This is a genomic window from Pseudomonas sp. NBRC 111127 (assembly GCF_001320345.1).
Lineage (GTDB): Bacteria > Pseudomonadota > Gammaproteobacteria > Pseudomonadales > Pseudomonadaceae > Aquipseudomonas > Aquipseudomonas juntendi.
The window spans coordinates 10,781-31,252 of sequence record NZ_BCBD01000016.1; the positions used below are offsets into that span (position 1 = coordinate 10,781).

Here is a 20,472-nt window from a genome sequence, read left to right on the forward strand (position 1 = left end):
TCAGCTAGGTCGTTCATCCGTTGCACCTTCCCCAAGGCGCTGGCCGGCAAGCCGTAAATGGCTCAACCCGCCACGCGGTTATTTTGCGAGTCGAGTCCTCCGTCCGACCTATGTATACTTCCGCATCAAATCTTTACACGCGCGGCAGGAACGGCCCGCGTGGTTCCATCATTTATCCATGCCCGCACGGCACTATCGGAGTTGGTTAAGTCGCATGAAAGCAATCGTTACGGGGATCACTGGTCAAGACGGCGCCTACCTGGCGGAACTGCTGCTGGACAAAGGTTATACCGTTTACGGCACCTACCGTCGCACCAGCTCGGTCAACTTCTGGCGCATCGAGGAGTTGGGTATCCATACCAACCCTAACCTGCACCTGGTCGAATACGACCTCACCGACCTGTCGGCCAGCATCCGTTTGCTGCAAACCACCGAGGCCACCGAGGTATACAACCTCGCCGCACAAAGCTTTGTGGGTGTGTCGTTCGAGCAACCGCTGACCACCGCCGAAATCACCGGCCTGGGCGCGGTCAACCTGCTCGAAGCCATTCGTATCGTTAACCCCAAGGCGCGCTTCTACCAGGCTTCCACCTCGGAAATGTTCGGCAAGGTGCAAGAAATTCCGCAGGTCGAAACCACCCCGTTCTACCCGCGCAGCCCTTACGGCGTGGCCAAGCTCTACGCTCACTGGATGACCATCAACTACCGTGAGTCGTATAACATCTTCGCTACCAGCGGCATCCTGTTCAACCACGAGTCGCCACTGCGTGGCCGTGAGTTCGTGACCCGCAAGATCACCGACTCGGTAGCCAAGATCAAGCTGGGCCTGCTGGACAAGCTTGAGCTGGGCAACCTCGACGCAAAACGTGACTGGGGCTTCGCCAAGGAATACGTTGAGGGCATGTGGCGCATGCTGCAGGCTGACGAACCGGATACCTTCGTGCTCGCCACCAACCGTACCGAAACCGTACGCGACTTCGTTACCATGGCCTTCAAGGCAGTTGGTATTGAAATCAAGTGGAGCGGCAAAGACGAAGCGGAGCAGGGCAGCTGCGCTGCAACCGGTAAGGTACTGGTTGTCATCAACCCGAAATTCTACCGCCCAGCCGAAGTCGAACTGCTTATCGGCAACCCGGAAAAGGCCAAGAATGTGCTGGGCTGGGAGCCCAAGACCAGCCTCGAAGAGCTGTGCCGCATGATGGTCGAAGCCGACCTGCGTCGTAACGAACAAGGGTTCTCGTTCTGATGCAAATGGCCAGCAAACGCGCACTCATCACAGGTATACACGGGTTCACCGGCCGCTACATGGCGGCAGAACTACGAGCTGCTGGCTATGAAGTTTTCGGCACTGGCAGCCAGCCCCTGCAGGCCCCTGACTACCGTCAGGTCGACCTTGTCGATGGGCCTGGGTTACGCGCGTTGCTGGCCGAACTGCAGCCGGATGTCATCGTCCATCTGGCTGCCATTGCTTTTGTAGGGCATGGTGCTGCCGACGCGTTCTATCAGGTCAACCTGATAGGTACGCGCAACCTGCTCAAAGCTATTGCGGCCTGCGGCAAAACACCTGAGTGTGTGTTGCTTGCCAGCAGTGCCAATGTTTACGGCAACGTTTCCGAAGGGCTGCTGAACGAGCAGACGCCGCCGGCGCCCGCCAATGATTACGCGGTCAGCAAACTGGCCATGGAATACATGGCCAGGTTGTGGTGCGATCGGCTGCCTATCGTTATCGCGCGGCCCTTCAACTACACCGGTGTTGGGCAGGCAGACAACTTCCTGCTACCCAAGATCGTCTCGCACTTTCGCCGCAAGGCCGAAGTGATCGAGCTTGGCAACCTGGATGTCTGGCGCGACTTCAGTGACGTGCGCGCGGTTGTCCAGGCCTATCGTGGCTTGATCGAAGCACGGCCGGTCGGGCAGGCGATCAATGTCAGCTCTGGTACAACCCATTCGTTGCGCGAAGTGATCGGGAAGTGCTCGGCTATTACGGGGCACCAACTCGAGGTACAGGTGAATCCGGCTTTTGTCCGCGCTAACGAGGTCAAAACCCTGTGTGGTGACAACGCAAAGCTGCGGGCCTTGTTACCTGGCTGGGAAACCCCGTCGCTGGATGAAACGCTGGGTTGGATGCTTGCTGATAAATGAAGCTTATCCTTTCTGTAGAGTCGGTGCGCTTTCCGCTCACCGGCATTGGGCGTTATACCTATGAATTAGCCTCGCGGCTGCAGCACGCTGAGGAAATCAGCGAGTTGCGGCTGTTTGCTGGTCGCAAGTTTTTGCCCGAACTGGTTTCACCTTCTGACCAGTCCGACGCTGTGCACGGCCTGAAGCGCTTTGTGCAGAAAAACGCACTGGCTGTGGAAGTGTACCGGCGGCTGATGCCCATTTTGCGCAAGCAAGCGCTGCGCGGGCATGAAGACTTCATCTATCACAGTACCAACTTTTACTTGCCGCCATTCGCGGGTCCGCGGGTCGCGACGTTTCACGATTTGTCGCCGTTCACTTGGGCGCACTGCCATACGCCGCAAATCGCGCGGTATCTGCAAAAGGAGCTTACGCAAAGCCTCAAGCGTGCAGATGCCTTGATTACCGTATCGCACTGCATGCGACAGGAACTGGCCGACTATTTCAATTGGCCGCTGGACCGGATTCACGCGGTACCCCTGGCCAGTTCACCACAGTTTCACCCCCGCAGCCCCGATGCCCTGCGTGAGGCTCTGGCCCGCCATGGCCTGCAACCGGGCGGCTATAGCCTGTTCGTTGGCACCATCGAGCCGCGTAAGAACATCGTCTCGCTACTGGATGCCTACAGTCGTCTGCCGCTGGCCCTGCGCCAACGCTGGCCGTTGATTCTTACCGGTTACCATGGTTGGCGCAGCGAAGCCATTCATGACCGTATCGCCCAGGCGCAGCAGCAAGGTTGGGCCCACTACCTCGGGTTCGTGGCCAGCGCAGACCTGCCTTTGCTGTTCGCCGGCGCGCGCCTGTTCACCTTCCCGTCGCATTACGAAGGGTTTGGCTTGCCGGTACTTGAAGCCATGAGCTCCGGGGTGCCCGTTGTGTGCTCCAACAGCTCGTCGCTGCCTGAGGTGGCAGGCCCGGCTGCGCTGATGTGCGCACCTGATGATGTAGAAGGGTTGACTGCATTGTTGCAGAAAGGGCTTGAGGACGAAGCCTGGCGGGCAACGGCGGTGCAGCAGGGCCTGTTGCATGCCGGCGGCTTCTCGTGGGAGCGCTGTGCCCAGGCAACGGTCGAGGTTTACAAGTCGGTCAGGGAAAGATGATAAAGGTTCTGCATTTTTTCAAAACGTACTATCCGGACTCCATGGGCGGTATCGAGCAGGTAATCTTCCAGATTGCCGAAGGGACTCAAGCCCACGGCGTTGAACCTGAAGTGCTCTACCTCAGCCCACGGGGCTCAGGGCGTGACGAACGCGTGGCCAACCACCGCACCCATCGGGCCAAGCTCGATTTGCACGTCGCCTCCACGGGCTTTTCGCTGTCGGCAATGAAGGATTTTGCCGAACTCGCCAGGCAGGCAGACATCGTGCATTACCACTTCCCCTGGCCGTACATGGATGTTGTGCACTTCCTGGCCCGGCTGAACAAACCGACCGTGGTCAGCTACCACTCCGATATCGTCAAGCAAAAGTGGCTGCTCAAGCTCTACCAGCCCTTGATGCGGCGGTTCTTTTCCAGCGTTGATCGTATAGTTGCATCTTCGCCGAATTACGCCGCGCATAGCCCGGTGCTGACCCAGTTCAAAGACAAGGTCGCCATAATTCCCTATGGTCTGGACCGGTCCACTTATCCCGCCGCCAGTGCCGAGAAGCTGGCCTATTGGCGGCAACGCCTGGGCGAGCGTTTTTTCCTGTTCGTTGGCGCCTTGCGCTATTACAAGGGCCTGGATTATTTGCTGGAAGCCGCGCGTATCAACGGCTTGCCGGTGGTGATCATGGGGGGCGGCTTCCTTGAGCATCAGCTGAAGCAGCAGGCGGCGGAGGCGGGGTTGCACAATGTCCAGTTCCTGGGCGGGCTGCCGGATGACGACAAGGCGGCGTTGCTTGAACTGTGCTACGCCTTCGCTTTCCCGTCCCACCTGCGTTCGGAGTCGTTCGGCATCTCGCTGCTGGAGGCGGCCATGTATGGCAAACCGCTTATCTCCTGCGAAATGGGATCGGGCACCACGTTCATCAACCTGGCCGACGAGACGGGGCTGGTAGTGCCTCCACGCGATGCCGCAGCGCTGGCGCAAGCCATGCAACGGTTGTGGGACGATCCGGCCATGGCCCAAACCATGGGAGGGCGGGCGTTGCAGCGCTATGAGCAGGTATTCACCGCATCGGCCATGGCGTCTGGCTATGCCGAACTCTATCGTAGCCTGCTTTAGCTGTTCACCCGCGCAGCCAAGCAGCAAGTCCGGTCGGCCATTGCGGCACCCAAGCGCGTTGCACGGTGGTGGATCGGGCAGTGGTTGCGCCCTGGCAATTTCCGTTTAAACCTGCGCCCCGTTGACTCGAGACAGAGCTATATGGAAAAACGCACGATACTCGTTACAGGTGCAAGCGGCTTCATCGGCAGCGCGCTATGCCGTCAGCTGGCCAGTAACGCGGGCTTCGATACCCGAGCCGCACTGCGTGGCAATGGCCAGGCGCCCGTTGCGGGTGCGCAAGCGGTGCGCATCGCTGACCTCGCCGCCAGCACCGACTGGGCTGCAGCACTGGCCGGTGTCGATACTGTGGTGCATGCCGCTGCCCGGGTGCATGTCATGAAGGAAACTGCCAGCGACAGCCTGGCCGAGTTCCGTCGGGTCAATGTCGAGGGCACGCTCAATCTGGCCCGCCAGGCCGCTGCCGCAGGTGTAAGGCGCTTTATCTTCATCAGCTCGGTCAAGGTCAATGGTGAGCTCAGCCAGCCAGGCAAGCCGCTGCATGCTGATGATGTGCCGGCACCGCAGGATGCCTACGGGCTGTCCAAGCTCGAAGCAGAGCAGGGGTTGCGCCAGCTGGCAGCGACTACCGCGATGCAGGTGGTTGTGATTCGCCCTACGCTGGTCTACGGGCCGGGGGTCAAGGCCAATTTCCATAGCATGATGCGTTGGGTGCAGCGTGGTGTGCCACTGCCATTCGCAAAGCTCGACAACCGTCGCAGCCTGGTGTCGGTGGCCAACCTGGTCGACCTGATCATTACCTGCATTGACCATCCAAACGCCGCCAACCAGACCTTCATGGCCAGTGACGGGGAAGACGTTTCCCTCAGCCAGTTGCTGCATGCGCTAGGTCGCGTGCTGGGGCAGCCGGCACGCCTGCTTCCTGTGCCGGTGGGGGTGTTGCATGGCGCAGCGCAGTTGGTGGGGCGGCGGGACCTGGCCCAGCGCCTGCTCGGCTCACTGCAGGTGGATATCGCCAAGAACCGGCAGTTGCTCGGCTGGTACCCTCCCTACACGTTGGAACAAGGACTGAAAATGACCGCTCAATCTTTGCTGGAAGCGCGCCGCCCATGATCTGGCTCGTTTTGGCGGCAGGCGTGGCAGCATGGTGGATGACGGCAGCGCTGCGGCGTTATGCGCTGTCCCGTAGCCTGATGGATATCCCCAATGCTCGTAGCTCACATACTCTGCCTACGCCGCGCGGCGGCGGCTTGAGCTTTGTGGTGGCTTTCCTGCTGGCAGCGCTTTGTATAGCTCTTACGGGGCATATCGCACCTTACGTGGTAGTCGGGGTGCTGGGCGCCGGGGGGCTTGTGGCGGTGATCGGCTTCATGGACGACCACGGGCATATCGCTGCGCGCTGGCGCCTGTTGGGCCATTTTGCGGCTGCGGCCTGGGGCCTCGCTTGGCTGGGGGGCATGCCGCCCATCAGTGTGTTTGGCTTTACGCTGGCCCCCTTATGGCTGAGCAGCCTATTCGGCGCGCTGTACCTGGTATGGCTGCTGAACCTCTATAACTTCATGGATGGTATCGACGGCCTCGCCAGTGTCGAGGCCATCTGCGTTTGCGTGGGGGCCAGCCTGTTGTACTGGGTAACCGATCATGCTCATCACGCCTGGCTACCCCTGTTGCTGGCTGCGACGGTGGCTGGCTTCCTATGCTGGAATTTCCCCCCTGCCCGCATCTTCATGGGTGATGCGGGCAGTGGTTTCCTCGGTATGGTGCTGGGCCTGCTGGCGTTACTGGCAGGTTGGGTAAACCCGCTATTATTCTGGGGGTGGTTAATACTTTTGGGTGTGTTCGTGGTGGATGCCACATTTACCTTGGTTCGGCGTTTGCTGCGCGGCGACAAGGTTTACGAAGCGCATCGCAGCCATGCTTACCAGTACGCGACCCGCCACCACGGCAGCCACCGCACAGTCACCTTGGCCGTAGCGGCCATCAACCTGGGTTGGCTGTTACCCGTTGCTATGGTGGTCGTGGTATTTCAGCTCGATGGTGCACTGGGAACCTTGGTGGCCTACGTACCTCTGATAGGGTTGGCGTTAATCTATAAAGCAGGGGAAAAAGAATAGGATGAGCAAGCTCGCAAGGCATCCAGCAGGGGAAGCTACCCTGCGCCTGGCCCCTGAAACGCCGCCGGCAGTCATTCGCAGCCTTTTTGCGCTGAGGCATGCCAGATGAGCGCAGCGAAGAACAGCAGGGTGCGTGAATACCTCGTTAACCTGTCCAGGCGGCAAAAACGCCTGGTGCAAGTGTGCGCCGACGTGGTGTTGATCTGGCTAGCATTGTGGTTGTCGTTCATCGTGCGCCTGGGCATCGATGAGATGTACAACCCTATAGTCGAGCATCGCTGGCTGTTCATGGCTGCACCGGTGGTGGCCATTCCGCTGTTCATTCGCTTTGGCATGTACCGGGCGGTAATGCGTTATTTCGGTAATGACGCCTTGGTCGCGATCATCAAGGCGGTCACCCTGTCATCGCTGATATTGGCCGTGGTTGTGTATTGGTACAGCAACCACCAGGTCCTCGTCCCTCGGTCCATCGTGTTCAACTATTGGTGGTTGAGCATGGTGATCATTGGCGGGTTGCGCCTGGTCATGCGCCAGTACTTCATGGGTGACTGGTTTACCGGCGCCCATCAGATACCGTTCGCCAGCCGCGATGACGGCTTGGTCAAAGTGGCTATCTATGGCGCCGGTACGGCCGGCAACCAGTTGCTTGCAGCACTGCGCATGGGCCGTGTGATGCGTCCGGTGGCGTTCATCGATGACGATGGCGATCTGGCCAATCGGGTCATTTCCGGCTTGCAGGTCTACAAACCGAAGCATCTGCAGCAGATGATCAAGGAAACCGGAGCGCAAGAGATCCTGTTGGCCCTGCCTTCCGTGTCGCGCGCCCGGCGCAAGGAGATACTGGCCCTGCTTGAGCCCTACCCGCTGCATGTGCGCAGCGTGCCGGCCTTTGCCGACCTGGCCAGTGGCCGGGTCAAGGTAGATGACATTCAGGATGTCGACATTGCCGACCTGCTTGGGCGGGACCCAGTGCCAGCCCAGGAAGATCTGCTCGAACGCTGTATTTACAAGCAAACGGTCCTGGTTACCGGGGCAGGGGGCTCCATAGGCTCAGAGCTTTGCCGCCAGATCATCGGGCTCGGGCCTACTACATTGCTGCTGTTCGATCATAGTGAGTACAACCTCTACGCGATTCTTACCGAACTGGAGCAGCGCATTGCACGCGAATCGCTTTCGGTGAGGCTGTTGCCCATTCTGGGCTCAGTGCGTAATCAGCAACATCTGGCAGATGTGATGGCGACCTGGCGTGTAGCCACTGTCTATCATGCGGCCGCTTACAAGCATGTGCCGATGGTTGAACACAACATGGCCGAGGGCATTCTGAATAATGTCTATGGCACGCTCTGTACGGCGCAGGCGGCTCTGCAGTCAGGCGTCGCGAACTTTGTGCTCATCTCCACCGACAAGGCAGTACGGCCTACCAATGTAATGGGCGGCACCAAGCGGCTGTCGGAGTTGATTTTACAAGCCCTCAGCCGCGAGACGGCTCCCGTGTTGTACGGTGACAGCAGCAAGGTTGCGCGAGTCAATAAAACCCGCTTCACCATGGTGCGGTTTGGCAACGTACTGGGGTCCTCTGGCTCGGTGATACCGTTGTTTCACAAGCAGATCAAAAGTGGTGGCCCGATCACGGTTACGCACCCAAAAATCACCCGCTATTTCATGACTATCCCCGAAGCTGCCCAGTTGGTCGTGCAGGCCGGGGCTATGGGCCAAGGCGGGGACGTCTTCGTTCTCGACATGGGCGAGCCGGTGAAAATCGTAGAGCTGGCCGAAAAAATGATTCACCTGTCGGGCCTTAGCGTGCGTAGTCCAGCGAACCCCAGCGGCGATATCGCAATTGAGTTCACAGGGTTGCGCCCGGGGGAGAAACTGTTTGAAGAGTTGTTGATCGGTGACGACGTTTCTCCTACGGTTCATCCCATGATCATGGTGGCGAATGAAGATTATGTAGGCTGGGAATTTTTACGTGAACGTCTGGGTGTAATGCTCAACGCTGTTGCCGTTGATGATTTTGCCCGTATCCGTCAATTACTGAGGGAATTGGTCAATGGCTACGCGCCATCAGGTGAAATTGTCGACTGGATCTACCAGCAACAACAAAAAAGCTAATTGCTGCTTTTCGGTCTGCGCCGTGCCTTGCTGAAGGGTAACCAGGTCATTCATTCTCCCGTTACCGAATTCATGACGTTGAACCCTCATGCCATCGCCGCAGATTGCCGCGTGCCGCGTGTCGGTTGTTGAAGCCTACATGCTGGAAAACAAGATCCGTGCCCTGGTAGTGGTGGGGCCCGGCGGCGCCATGGTCGGTGTTGTCGAGATTTTCGACGGCAACCCTGGGTCTTGATACTAGGCCGCTTCTAACGCAGAAGCGGCCTAGTTCATCATCGCAGCTTAAACAATGGTCAACGGCGGGAACGACTTGACCAGATCATCGAGCGCCTTGATTTGCGCGAGGAAGGGTTCCAGCTTGTCCAGTGGCAGGGCGCTGGGGCCGTCACACTTGGCTTGATCAGGGTTAGGGTGGGCTTCCAGGAACAGGCCGGCCAGGCCCACGCCCATTCCCGCACGCGCCAGCTCTACTACCTGCTCACGCCTGCCCCCGGAAGCCGCGCCGGATGGGTCACGGTTTTGCAGGGCATGGGTAACGTCAAAGATGATCGGCAGATCTTCGCAGGTGCGTTTCATGACGCCGAAGCCAAGCATGTCCACGACCAGGTTGTCGTAGCCCATGCACGTGCCCCTGTCACACAAGATCAGCTGGTCATTACCCGCTTCCTTGAACTTGTGCACGATGTTCTGCATTTGCGACGGGCTAAGGAATTGCGGCTTTTTGATGTTCACTGGCTTGCCGGTTTTGGCGAGGGCGACCACCAGGTCTGTCTGACGGGCGAGGAAAGCCGGCAGCTGCAGTACATCGACCACTTCCGCGACCGGGGCCGCCTGGTAGATTTCATGAACGTCGGTGATGATCGGTACGCCGAACTCGGCCTTCACCTTTTCGAAGATCCGCAGCCCTTCTTCCATGCCGGGGCCACGGTAGGAGTGGATCGATGAGCGGTTCGCTTTATCAAAGCTGGCTTTGAACACATATGGGATGCCCAGCTTCTGTGTGACGCGCACGTATTCGGCACAGGCGGTCAGCGCCAGGTCTTCAGACTCGAGAACATTGATGCCGCCGAACAGCACAAAAGGAGCCGAGTTGGAGCATTCGATGGTGGAGTTGATCTTGATCATTTTTTACTCGATAGGCCCAGGGGCAGCCATTGGTTACATGGCAAAGGAATTGTGGTCAGCACGCCCTTGCTAACAGTGGATGGGCTGATTCTACAGCCTTTCTCCTGCTTTTTGAGCAAGGGCGGGTAGGGGAGCTTCTGGCCGGCCCTTATGGGTTCAATTTCGGTCAGAGGTGTCGTCGCATTTGACCACTGAGGCAAGGCGCTGGCTCAGGGTATTTACCCCCGCCTTGCTGGCAGCCTGAACGACAGCGCCGAAGAGGTTTCGACCCATTCCTGCCAACCTAGTGAGCGATATCCATCGGGCCTGAAGTGGTTGGGCGGATAATCGCGACGTCAACATGATAATTGGCATGCTCGGTGGAGCGAGCATCTGTACGCAGGGTTGCACTCAACACGACTTCTTGCTGACTGTTGATGTCTGCCAGGTAATGCTGAAACTGATGATCTTTCACCAGGATCAGCACCACGCACTGCGCGCCGCTTGCAAGTTGGTCTTTCATCTCTGCCTGGCTGAATGCAACTGCTACGTTCCGCTGGTAACTCTCAACCAGATCGCGCGTTACAAGGGTGTCCAGCGTCAGTGCCCCAGAGAGCCCACGGTGATTGGCTAGCCTGGACGCGGTCAGCACATGCCCACACATTTGCAGAAACAGCGACTCGTACCACTCCACAGCTCTACCCCTGCATCAAAAGACCAGTATAGATACCGTAAATTGCTTGAGCTTTCTACAAAGCATCATTCATCGGCATGCCTGAGTGATGGATGCACTGGGTGCTTTCGGCTGTCCAGGTTGCTACTGAGAACAGTCAAGGTGTAGCTGGGCGTTGGTGATCGTCTTCGTGGGCACATGCCGTAGGAACATGGCCGCGCAGATGTGGGAGGGGGTAGTTGAACGAGCGGAACTTGATGACAATATTTCTACCCTGGGCCTGTATCGGCGGGTCAAGGTTCGTGTGCGGTGAAGTGACCGCTTTTCGAGCGTAGGCAAAGTTGGTCGACCTGCTGACCAATTCGGTAATCAATTGTCCCGGTTTGTGGGTGTTTGGCTGCGGGAGTGGACGCTAGAGTGGTTAGCACAGCCGAAGGAAACCGGCTGCTGTAAAAGACCAACCCAAGGAGTGTTCACCATGCGTAACAACGTTCTGTCGTACCTGCTGCTGCCGCTGTTCGCCAGCCTGTCCTTTTCCCTCAGTGCCGCCCCGGCCAATACGGCAGCGGTTGCCGAACCGGTGCCGATAGTCAGCCAGCAGCAGGTGCAGCAGCCGCAACGGCTGGACCTGAACAAGGCCGATGCCCTGACCCTGCAGAAGGAGCTTAATGGCATTGGCAAGGCCAAGGCCGAGGCTATTGTGGCCTACCGCGAAGCGAACGGGCCGTTTGCCTCGGTGGATGAGTTGCTGGAGATCAAGGGGATAGGCAATGCCCTGCTGGAGCGCAACCGGGACAAAGTGATGGTGGAGTAACTGCAGGAGGGGCAGGGGTCATGCCAGTCAGTTAAGTAATTTGGGGCCGCTTTGCGACCCTTCGCGGGCACGCCCGCTCCCACAGGGGATCGCGCATTTCTTGAGTTCAGCACCTCAACGTGTGGGAGCGGGCGTGCCCGCGAAGGGCTGCAAAGCAGCCCCAGTAACGCTTAACTAACAGGCATTAGCCCCCAGCCCCGGGCAACGGCGGGCCGTCTCAGCGATCCCGCGCATCCTTGGCATCTGCCTCGGCGTTGCGCTCATGCACCTTGCGCAGTTGCTCATCGGTAAGCGGCAGTTTCTTGGCCGTGTCGCGCAACATCATCAACCCGCCGACGATGGAGCCAAGGGCTATGATGAGGATCAGCCAGGCATACCAGGGCATTGTCGTTCTCCTTTGATCGGGCCATGGGCAACGCTTGTGTAAAGTTTGAGCAATTACCCGTTCCGTTGGTTCAATTATAGGTGCCGGCCCGTGCTGGGCCAATTCCGTGACCTGCGGGCCCCAAAGCCCGCGCCACTTCGTTTACAATGCGCGCCGTTTTCGACTTGCCAAGAGACCCTGCCATGTCCGCCTGCCAGACGCCCCTGATCGTCGCCCTGGATTTCCCGACCCGTGATGCCGCCCTGAAGCTGGCTGACCAGCTTGACCCTGCGCTGTGCCGGGTAAAGGTGGGCAAAGAGCTGTTCACCAGCAGCGCTTCGGGCATTGTCGAAACCCTGTGCGCCAAGGGCTTCGAAGTGTTCCTCGACCTCAAGTTCCACGACATCCCCAACACCACGGCCATGGCGGTAAAGGCAGCGGCCGAAATGGGGGTGTGGATGGTCAACGTGCATTGCTCCGGTGGCCTGCGCATGATGGCGGCCTGCCGCGAAGAGCTGGCCAAGCGCAGCGGCCCGCAGCCGTTGCTGATTGGCGTGACCGTGCTGACCAGCATGGAACGTGAAGACCTGGCCGACATCGGCCTGGATGTAGACCCGCAAGAGCAGGTATTGCGACTGGCGGCATTGGCGCAGAAAGCGGGCATGGACGGGCTGGTTTGCTCGGCGCTGGAGGCACCAGCCTTGAAGGCGGCGCACCCCGCGCTGCAGTTGGTGACCCCGGGTATTCGCCCGGCGGGTAGCGCGCAGGATGACCAGCGCCGCATCCTCACCCCGCGCCAAGCGCTGGATGCCGGCTCGGATTACCTGGTGATCGGCCGGCCCATCAGCCAAGCGGCAAACCCTGGGCAGGCGCTGTCAGCCGTTGTTGCCGAAATTCGCAGCTGAGTGCCGAGCCATCGTTGGGCTAAAGCCTTCCGCGTTAGGCGCTCTGTTCACATGCCTGTGTTACGGTCACATCGAGTAAGCAGCCCGTGAGTTCCCCACTGTTGTCGAGAACGTCAATGTCAGCCGATGTATTAGTCGAATCCCCGGCCCAGCGCTGGGGAAGGAAGGTCAACAGCTATGTTCTCCCTTTGGGTTGGCTGGTCATGCTCACGGGCATGTTCTGGGTGGGGGAACGTTCTCTCTACCACAAGCTGTTCTATATCCTGCTGGCAGTGCCAACCTTGGTGGCGCTGCTATTGCAGCCGGCAATGCTGAAAAAGCTGGCCGGCAATCCTTTATTCATCGCATTCCTGGTGTTTTGTGCGTACACCATGCTGAGCATTGCATGGTCCGACTCGGCCAACTCCGCAGGGAGCTTGCTGAAAAGGCCGTTGTACATCGCCATGGTGCTGCTATCGGCAGGCATGATCAGCCTGCATGCCCCGGCCCATCTTCAGCAGTGCGTGCGCATCGCTGCAACTCTGGTAGGGATAGCGGCGGCCCTGTACCTCGGCTATTTCCTGCTTTACCAACGGCCAGCGGGTGCCAGCCGGCTGGAAGGTTACGGGGCCCTGTACAACCCTCTACTAACCGCTCATGTGCTGGGCGCTTTCACAGCCGTATGGCTGGCGTACTGGTTCCAGGCAAAACGCGTGCTCGACCCGATGTCGCTGGTGTGGCTGGCGATCCTGGGCGCCACGGTAGTAGCCACAGGTTCACGGACACCTTTGATGGGCCTGGGCGCGGCATTGGCGTGGCTGATTATTGTCGGCGACCGTAAACGCGGGCTGTTGGCGCTGGCTGCGGTGTTGGTCGCGCTGCTGGGCATGGTGCTGGTCTACCCGGAGGCCGTCACGCAGCGGGGCTTGTCCTATCGCCCGGCCATTTGGCTGGAGGCGCTGCGCCAGATTGGCGAGCATCCATGGCTGGGGCATGGTTACGACGCGCCCATGACCGTGATTATTCCGGGCCTCGCGCAAACGCTTGCCGACCCTCATAACATCGAGTTGGGCGTGCTGTACGCGGGCGGGGTGGTGGGCCTGGTGCTGTGGATGACGATCTACAGCCTGGCCATGTACTTCTGCTGGAATTATCGCAAGCACCCTGGCGTAACGCTGGCTGCCACCTGGCTGATCTTCGGCTTTGTTTCGGGCCTGACTGAAGGCAGTGCATTCATGTCACGCCCGAAAGAGCATTGGTTTCTGATCTGGATTCCGTTGGCGCTGGTCTACGGCCAGTCACTGATCCATTGGCAGCGCGGCCGCGTTACTTAAGACCAGAGCAACCGCCACAGCCCGCGCAGGGTCTTGCGGTTCCAGTACCTGAGCGGGATTTGCGCAAGCATTTCCCGGCTCAGCGCTTTGTCCCGGTTGGCGTACTTCAATAGCATGGAGTTGCGGAATTTCATGCAAACCTGCTCGTACTGCGGATGGTCGCTGAACACTGCAAAGGTTCGCAGTACGTTATCAACCATGAAGCGGCCGTTCTTGAAGGTATTGGTGGGGTGGTCACGGTACTGCGCCAGTACTTCACCCAACACGTCGATGTAATAACCGGCCCGGGCAATCGACAACTCGATGTAAACGTCTTCCAGGCGGATATCCGGGTTGAAGCCACCTACCTTTTCCAAGGCCTCACGGCGCAGCATCAAAGTGGCTGCCATGGGCCCTGGCTTGCGGTCGAGAAACAAGTCGTCGAAGTCCAGGCGGCGGAAGGGCAGGTTGCGGTTGCGCTGCTCACGGGCACCCATCACCTTGCCGTCCTGGTCGATGGTTTCGATGTTGGCTGAGCAAATTCCCACCTCGGGCTTGCCCTGCATATACGCCACCTGGGTGGCGATACGGTGCGCAAGCATGATGTCGTCAGAGCCAAAAGGCACTATCAGGTCGCCCTTGGCTTGCGCGATCGCATCGTTGAGGGTGCGTGCCAGGCCCTGGTTGGCCTGCAGGCGTAGGTAGAAACCGTGCTGCTGCTGCAAACGCTTGAGCAATGCGGGGCTGTCGTCCTTGGAACCGTCATCGATCACCAGAAGCTCGATATTCTTGTAGGTCTGGTTGATGACGCTCATGATGCTGGATTCGATGTAGCGCGCATGGTTGTAAGACGCGATGATCACTGTCACCAACGGATTGTCAGTAACGGCGTGATTCTCAGAACACATTTCAAACCCCTAGCGTTGATCCGTTTTGTCTGACGCTTAGGTGCAGACTGCCTGTTTGCCCAGGCCTGAAGTGATGGTAATCCAATGTCTTGCTCAGGCTTTACCCATTCTAAATGAAGGGGCAACGAAGGGATACGGCAGGTATCGGACAGGCAAGGTCAACCTGTGAATCCGGTACGCCGATGGGGGCTGCAATTCGCGGCGCCAGCAGGGCCACGGGCGCCTGCTGAGCGTGCGGGAATGAGGGGGGGCTGTGCTGCGCAGCCCGGCGTGAAGCCAGGCCGCAACTTCCGGGGGCTGCGCATTCGGGTAGGGTTAAACCTTCAGCACCAACTTGCCGAAATTCTCACCGTTGAACAGCTTCAGCAAGGTCTCTGGGAAGGTCTCCAGCCCCTCCACCACATCTTCCTTGCTTTTCACCTGCCCGCTGGCCAGCCACCCGGCAATTTCCTGTGCGGCCTTGCCGTACTCCTTGGTGTGGTCCATCACCACAAAGCCTTCCATGCGCGCGCGGTTCACCAGCAATGCCAGGTAGTTGGCCGGGCCCTTCACCGCTTCCTTGTTGTTGTACTGGCTGATGGCGCCGCAAATCACGATGCGCGCCTTGAAGTTGATGCGCGTCAGCACCGCGTCCAGAATCTCGCCGCCCACGTTGTCGAAGTACACGTCCACGCCTTTCGGGCATTCGCGCTTCAAACCGGCCAGCACGTCTTCGGCCTTGTAGTCGATCACCCCGTCAAAGCCCAGTTCGTCCTTCAGGTACTGGCACTTCTCGGCGCCGCCAGCAATGCCCACCACGCGGCAACCCTTCACTTTGGCAATCTGCCCGACAATGCTGCCCACCGCACCGGCCGCGCCGGAAATCACCACGGTGTCGCCAGCCTTGGGCTGGCCCACTTCCAGCAGGGCGAAGTAGGCGGTCATGCCGGTCATGCCCAGCGCCGACAGGTAGCGTGGCAGCGGCGCTAGGTTGGGGTCGATTTTGTGCAGGCCCTGGGGCTCGCCGGTGAAGTAGTCCTGCACGCCCAGCGCGCCGCTTACATGGTCGCCGGGCTTGAAGTCCGGGTGGTTGGAAGCCACCACCTCGCCCACGCCCAGCGCGCGCATCACCTGGCCCAGGGCCACGGGCGGAATGTAGGACTTGCCTTCGTTCATCCAGCCGCGCATGGCGGGGTCCAGCGACAGGTACAGGTTGCGCACCAGCACCTGGCCTTCGCCGGGTTGCTCGGCAGGTACGGTCTCGTAGCTGAAGTCGTCTCGGCGCACGGCACCCACCGGGCGTTTGGCGAGCAGGAAGCGGCGGTTGGTTTGGCTCATGACGGGGTCCTTGTAGGCAGTGGAGGGAAACAGGGCTTCAATCTACCCTGTTGATGAAGTCAGGTGCTTAATATCACTGACAAGCATGGCAGCCCAAATGCTCATGTGATGATGCTGCCCCGCCAGCCAACGCCTGACTATGCTCTGAACCCCACCATACCGTCACAGGAGCGCGCGATGAGCATGACCTTTTCTGGCCAGGTAGCCCTGGTTACCGGCGCGGCGGCCGGCATTGGCCGGGCAACCGCCCTGGCGTTCGCCCAGCAGGGTGTGAAGGTGGTAGTGGCCGACCGCGACACGGTCGGCGGTGAAGCCACCGTAGCGCTTGTCCAGGCAGCGGGGGGCCAGGCGCTGTTCATTGCCTGCGACGTAACCCGTGACGCATCGGTGCGCCAGTTGCACGACGAGCTGATGGCGGCCTATGGCCGGCTCGACTACGCCTTCAACAACGCCGGTATCGAGATCGAGCAGCATCGCCTGGCCGATGGCAGCGAGGCCGAGTTCGACGCCATCATGGGCGTGAACGTGAAGGGGGTATGGCTGTGCATGAAGTACCAGTTGCCGTTGCTGCTGGCCCAGGGCGGCGGGGTGATCGTCAATACCGCTTCGGTGGCAGGGCTGGGCGCGGCGCCGAAGATGAGCATCTACAGTGCCAGCAAGCATGCGGTCATCGGCCTGACCAAGTCGGCGGCCATCGAGTACGCCAAGAAGGGCATCCGCGTGAACGCCGTATGCCCGGCGGTGATCGACACCGACATGTTCCGCCGTGCCTATGAAGCCGACCCGCGCAAGGCTGAATTCGCCGCGGCCATGCACCCGGTCGGGCGCATTGGCAAGGTGGAGGAAATTGCCAGTGCGGTGCTTTACTTGTGCAGCGACGGCGCGGCGTTCACCACTGGCCACTGCCTGACCGTGGACGGTGGGGCGACAGCGATCTGATGAAACCGACTTCAGCGCAGCTAAAAGCGACAAGACATAGCTATTTGACACTATTCTGACGTCAGGCCCTTGTTCAGCAGCAGGCAACGTTGCCAACCTTGGCCTTCGGGTAACCTCGCAAGCACAAGGGGAATGGGCAATGGGCGCGAGCAAGCATGGTGTGCTGGCCAACCTGGGCATGGCCCGTAAACTGGGGCTGGGCTTTGCCCTGGTGCTGCTGCTGACACTGGCGGTCGCAGCCATTGGTGTTGCGGCGTTATACAGCGTGGGCCAGCGCTTCGACAGCTTGCGCCAGCTGGCCCAGTTCAATACCGACCTGCTGCGCTTGCGCCAGCACGAACAGGCATTTGCCCTGCGTTCCGACCTGAAACAGGCCGAGGCGCTGCGCAGCGGCCTCAAGGGCCTGGCCGAGCGCGCCCGTACCCTGCCGGCGCTGACGGCGGCAGAGTCCGACCTGGCGGCCTACGGCCAGGCATTCGAGGCCTTCGTGCAGGCGGTGCAGGCCAAGGAGCTGGCGCTGGACATGGCCAGCTGGTCGGTGTCCAGCGTGGCCAATAACCTGGATGTGCTGCAGGCCGGCCTGGCCGACGATGGCGTGTACACCCTCAAGCAGTCCCAAGGCCAGCAGGGCGGCGAGTTTCTCGAGCAAGCCGGCCAGGTGGCACAGGTGTCACGGCTGATGCTGCAGGCCATGGACGAAGCGCGGGTGCGCCTGGAGCAAAGCCGCAAGGGCGAAGAGGGTGTCAGTAAAGAGCGCATTGCCCAAACCGTCGAGGCGGCCAGCCTGGTCGGCCAGCTGCAGGGCGCCGTTACCGATGCCGGTTACCAGAGCGTGCTGGGCGAAGTGGCGGGGCACATCGCCAGCTTCTCGGAAAAGCTCAACGAATACACCGACGAATTGGCCCGTGAACAAGGGTTGAAGGACCAGTTGCAGGCCAGTGCCGAGCAGGTCACCGGCCGCGTCGACCAAGCCTACCTGGCGCAGGAGCAGGCACTGCAGGGCGAGCTGCAGCGCAATGCCCTGGCCATTGGCCTGGCCACGGTGCTGGCGCTGTTGGCCGGCGTGCTGGCGGCCTGGTTGATTACCCGCGCGGTGGTTGGCCCGCTCAAGCATGTGATCGCCCGCGCTCAACGCATTGCTGCGGGCGAGCTGGCGTTCGATGCCCAGGCGCCGCGGCGTGACGAAGTGGGGCAGTTGATGCAGGCCATGCAGCAGATGGCCGCGGGGCTGGCCGGTATTGTCAGTGGCTTGCAGCAGGGCATCGAGCAACTGGCAGGCAGTGCCCAGGCGCTGTCGGCGGTGACCGAACAGACCAACCGTGAGGTGGGCAGCCAGAAAGAGGAAACCGAACAGGTCGCCACCGCCATGCAACAGATGACCGCCACCGTGCACGATGTGGCGCGCAACGCCGAAGAAGCGGCCCAGGCGGCCGAGGCGGCAGACGCCAAGGTCGGCTCGGGTCAGCAGGTGGTGCGCCAGAGCATGCAGCGCATCGAACAACTGGCCGCCGCGGCGGAAACCGCCAGTGCCGGCATCGACAGCCTCAGTGCCGAAATCCATACCATTGGCGATGTGCTGGAAGTGATCAAGAGTGTGGCCGAGCAAACCAACCTGCTGGCGCTGAACGCCGCCATCGAAGCCGCCCGGGCCGGTGAGCAGGGGCGCGGTTTTGCCGTGGTGGCCGACGAAGTGCGGGCCTTGGCCAAGCGTACCCGCCAGTCCACCGAGCAGATCGAGACCCTGGTGGCCAGCTTGCGCGGCAATGCGCAGCAGTCGGTGGCGCAGATCCGCGGCAGTGCCGAACTGGTGCGTATGGCGGTGGCTGATGCGTTGCACACCGAAAGTGCGCTGGGCAGCATTGCCGCGGCAGTGTCGTTGATTCAGCAGATGAACCAGCAGATCGCCGCTGCAGCCGAGCAGCAGAGTTCGGTTGCCGAAGAGATCAGCCGCAGCGTCACACAGATCCGCGGCAGTGCCGACCAGGCGGCCTTGGCCATGCAGGATAATGCCCGGTCAAGTGTGGAGCTGGCGCAGTTGGGCACCGACCTGAAGGGGATGGTGGGGCATTTCAGGTTGTAGCCCAGGTGGTTTCTGGCGATGGCATCAGGGTTGCCAGGTGCTCGCCGTAGCATCTTCAGCGCCTGTTAGATCGAGCGCCGCCCGCGCGGCGCTCGATCTAACAGGCGCTGCATATCTTCTGACAAACACCTGTCAGCCCTGATGCAATCCCTGTGGGAGCTGGCTTGCCAGCGATAGGGCCGGTACAGGCAATAATGACCATCAGGCCTTGCGCGGGTTAAGAATCACCAGGGCCAAAACCCCCGCCACAATCCCCCAGAACGCCGACCCGATCGAGAACAGGGTCAGCCCCGACGCCGTCACCATGAAGGTAATCACTGCCGCCTCACGCTCGCGCGCTTCGCTCATGGCAACCGTCAGCCCGTTCATGATCGAGCCAAACAGCGCCAGCGCCGCAATCGACAGCACCAGCTCTTTCGGCAACGCGGCAAACAGCGCTGCCAGGGTCGCCCCGAACACCCCGGCGATGCCGTAGAAAATCCCGCACCACACCGCTGCGGTGTAGCGTTTGCTGGGGTCTTCATGGGCATGCGGCCCAGTGCAGATGGCCGCGCTGATCGCCGCCAGGTTGACCCCGTGCGAGCCAAACGGCGCCAGCAGCAGCGAGGCAAAACCGGTAGCCGAGATCAGTGGCGAGGCCGGTACCTGGTAGCCGTCGGCGCGCAGCACGGCCACGCCAGGCATGTTCTGCGAAGTCATGGCCACCACGAACAGCGGAATGCCGATGCTGATGGTGGCGGCCAGCGAGAAGCTCGGCGTGGTCCACACCGGCTTGGCCACTTCCAGGTGGAAGCCGCTGAAGTCCAGCAGGCCCAGCGCGCCCGACAGTGCGGTACCCACCAGCAAGGCCGCCAGCACGCAATAGCGCGGCGACAGCCGCTTGACCAGCAGGTAGCTGAAGAACATGCCCAACACCAGCAGGGTACGGTGCTGCGCCGCCACGAAAATTTCGCTGCCGATCTTGAACAGGATGCCCGCCAGCAACGCCGAAGCCAGCGACGCCGGAATGCGTTTGACCAGGCGCTCGAAGCTGCCGGTCAGCCCGCACACCAGCACCAGCACCGCGCAGGTGATGTAGGCGCCAATGGCCTCGCCATAGCTGACCCCGCCCAGGCTGGTGATCAGCAGCGCTGCGCCGGGGGTGGACCAGGCAATGGTGATGGGGGTGCGGTAGCGCAATGACAGGCCGATACTGCACACCGCCATGCCAATCGACAGCGCCCAGATCCACGACGAGATCTGCGCAGTGGTCAGCCCGGCCGCTTGGCCGGCCTGGAACATCAGCACCAGCGAGCTGGTATAACCGGTGAGCATGGCGATGAAGCCGGCGACCACCGCCGACGGGGCGCTGTCTGCCAGGGGCCGCAGGCGTGCGGAAGTGGCATTGGTCATGAACAAAGTCCTTGTAAAGGTGTAAGCAGTTTTTTCAGACTACAGCCAGCAAGGTGGATCCTTGCCATACA

General features: G+C 60.5%; 19 protein-coding genes and 1 pseudogene. 14 read left to right on the forward strand and 6 right to left on the reverse strand.

What is annotated here, in order from left to right; translation table 11 throughout:
- Positions 1-214 precede the first annotated feature (214 nt).
- The 8 genes from gmd to APH30_RS27530 all read left to right on the forward strand — a co-directional run bounded on the left by gmd (position 215) and on the right by APH30_RS27530 (position 8,848).
- Complete coding sequence (gene gmd / locus APH30_RS05075; protein ID WP_054911853.1) at positions 215-1,246, forward strand: GDP-mannose 4,6-dehydratase; 1,032 nt, start codon at positions 215-217, stop codon at positions 1,244-1,246.
- The gene (locus tag APH30_RS05080) at positions 1,246-2,142 is read left to right on the forward strand and encodes a GDP-mannose 4,6-dehydratase (protein WP_054911854.1); all 897 of its coding nucleotides are present in this window, start codon (positions 1,246-1,248) and stop codon (positions 2,140-2,142) included. The genes gmd and APH30_RS05080 overlap by 1 nt, the downstream gene beginning before the upstream one ends.
- Complete coding sequence (locus APH30_RS05085) at positions 2,139-3,281, forward strand: glycosyltransferase family 1 protein (RefSeq protein WP_054911855.1); 1,143 nt, start codon at positions 2,139-2,141, stop codon at positions 3,279-3,281. Before APH30_RS05080 ends, APH30_RS05085 begins: the two co-directional genes overlap by 4 nt.
- Positions 3,278-4,387, forward strand: a complete 1,110-nt coding sequence (locus APH30_RS05090) for a glycosyltransferase family 4 protein (RefSeq protein WP_029885246.1) — start codon at positions 3,278-3,280, stop codon at positions 4,385-4,387. Before APH30_RS05085 ends, APH30_RS05090 begins: the two co-directional genes overlap by 4 nt.
- 141 nt (positions 4,388-4,528) lie before the next feature.
- The gene (locus APH30_RS05095) at positions 4,529-5,500 is read left to right on the forward strand and encodes an SDR family oxidoreductase (RefSeq protein WP_054911856.1); all 972 of its coding nucleotides are present in this window, start codon (positions 4,529-4,531) and stop codon (positions 5,498-5,500) included.
- On the forward strand, positions 5,497-6,501 hold the full coding sequence (locus APH30_RS05100; RefSeq protein ID WP_054911857.1) for a glycosyltransferase family 4 protein: 1,005 nt from the start codon (positions 5,497-5,499) through the stop codon (positions 6,499-6,501). The genes APH30_RS05095 and APH30_RS05100 overlap by 4 nt, the downstream gene beginning before the upstream one ends.
- 105 nt (positions 6,502-6,606) lie before the next feature.
- Positions 6,607-8,613 (forward strand): nucleoside-diphosphate sugar epimerase/dehydratase, encoded by a 2,007-nt coding sequence (locus APH30_RS05105; RefSeq protein ID WP_054911858.1) that lies wholly within the window; start codon positions 6,607-6,609, stop codon positions 8,611-8,613.
- Between the two features lie 88 nt (positions 8,614-8,701).
- Complete coding sequence (locus APH30_RS27530; protein ID WP_236184573.1) at positions 8,702-8,848, forward strand: hypothetical protein; 147 nt, start codon at positions 8,702-8,704, stop codon at positions 8,846-8,848.
- 47 nt (positions 8,849-8,895) lie between these two features.
- Here the strand turns inward: APH30_RS27530 and kdsA are convergent, their stop codons facing one another.
- A complete protein-coding gene (gene kdsA, locus APH30_RS05110) occupies positions 8,896-9,738 on the reverse strand; it encodes a 3-deoxy-8-phosphooctulonate synthase (RefSeq protein ID WP_054911859.1) in 843 nt (280 codons plus the stop codon).
- A 283-nt stretch (positions 9,739-10,021) separates the two neighbouring features.
- Positions 10,022-10,411 carry a hypothetical protein gene (locus APH30_RS05115; protein WP_232892666.1) on the reverse strand — a complete coding sequence of 130 codons (390 nt, stop codon included), beginning with the start codon at positions 10,409-10,411 and terminating at the stop codon, positions 10,022-10,024.
- A gap of 457 nt (positions 10,412-10,868) precedes the next feature.
- On the opposite strand from APH30_RS05115, the gene APH30_RS05120 reads away from it, so the two are divergent.
- Complete coding sequence (locus tag APH30_RS05120; RefSeq protein WP_029885250.1) at positions 10,869-11,204, forward strand: helix-hairpin-helix domain-containing protein; 336 nt, start codon at positions 10,869-10,871, stop codon at positions 11,202-11,204.
- Positions 11,205-11,421: 217 nt separating this feature from the next.
- On the opposite strand, the gene APH30_RS27535 is transcribed toward APH30_RS05120, so the two are convergent.
- On the reverse strand, positions 11,422-11,589 hold the full coding sequence (locus tag APH30_RS27535) for a DUF2897 family protein (RefSeq protein ID WP_009685950.1): 168 nt from the start codon (positions 11,587-11,589) through the stop codon (positions 11,422-11,424).
- 182 nt (positions 11,590-11,771) lie between these two features.
- Between APH30_RS27535 and pyrF the strand changes: the two genes are divergently transcribed.
- Together pyrF and APH30_RS05130 are read left to right on the forward strand one after the other, a co-directional pair.
- A complete protein-coding gene (gene pyrF, locus APH30_RS05125; protein ID WP_054911860.1) occupies positions 11,772-12,473 on the forward strand; it encodes an orotidine-5'-phosphate decarboxylase in 702 nt (233 codons plus the stop codon).
- A gap of 116 nt (positions 12,474-12,589) precedes the next feature.
- The gene (locus APH30_RS05130) at positions 12,590-13,786 is read left to right on the forward strand and encodes an O-antigen ligase (RefSeq protein ID WP_054911861.1); all 1,197 of its coding nucleotides are present in this window, start codon (positions 12,590-12,592) and stop codon (positions 13,784-13,786) included.
- Here the strand turns inward: APH30_RS05130 and APH30_RS05135 are convergent.
- Positions 13,783-14,673 carry a glycosyltransferase gene (locus APH30_RS05135; RefSeq protein ID WP_054911862.1) on the reverse strand — a complete coding sequence of 297 codons (891 nt, stop codon included), beginning with the start codon at positions 14,671-14,673 and terminating at the stop codon, positions 13,783-13,785. The two genes, APH30_RS05130 and APH30_RS05135, sit on opposite strands and share 4 nt — an antisense overlap.
- Before the next feature lie 315 nt (positions 14,674-14,988).
- Positions 14,989-15,990, reverse strand: coding sequence for an NADP-dependent oxidoreductase (locus tag APH30_RS05140; RefSeq protein ID WP_054911863.1), 1,002 nt, complete (start codon positions 15,988-15,990; stop codon positions 14,989-14,991).
- A gap of 177 nt (positions 15,991-16,167) precedes the next feature.
- On the opposite strand from APH30_RS05140, the gene APH30_RS05145 reads away from it, so the two are divergent.
- From APH30_RS05145 to APH30_RS29850, 3 genes and pseudogenes are all read left to right on the forward strand, one after another.
- Entirely contained in the window at positions 16,168-16,929 is a 762-nt protein-coding gene (locus APH30_RS05145) for an SDR family oxidoreductase (protein ID WP_054911864.1), read from the forward strand.
- A 691-nt stretch (positions 16,930-17,620) separates the two neighbouring features.
- Positions 17,621-18,100: pseudogene (locus APH30_RS29845) on the forward strand (methyl-accepting chemotaxis protein); the annotation flags it as partial.
- Positions 18,101-18,304: 204 nt separating this feature from the next.
- Complete coding sequence (locus APH30_RS29850; protein WP_371262779.1) at positions 18,305-19,009, forward strand: methyl-accepting chemotaxis protein; 705 nt, start codon at positions 18,305-18,307, stop codon at positions 19,007-19,009.
- A 201-nt stretch (positions 19,010-19,210) separates the two neighbouring features.
- Here APH30_RS29850 and APH30_RS05155 read toward each other — a convergent pair whose 3' ends face one another.
- On the reverse strand, positions 19,211-20,401 hold the full coding sequence (locus APH30_RS05155) for a benzoate/H(+) symporter BenE family transporter (RefSeq protein WP_029887246.1): 1,191 nt from the start codon (positions 20,399-20,401) through the stop codon (positions 19,211-19,213).
- Between the last annotated feature and the right edge of the window lie 71 nt (positions 20,402-20,472).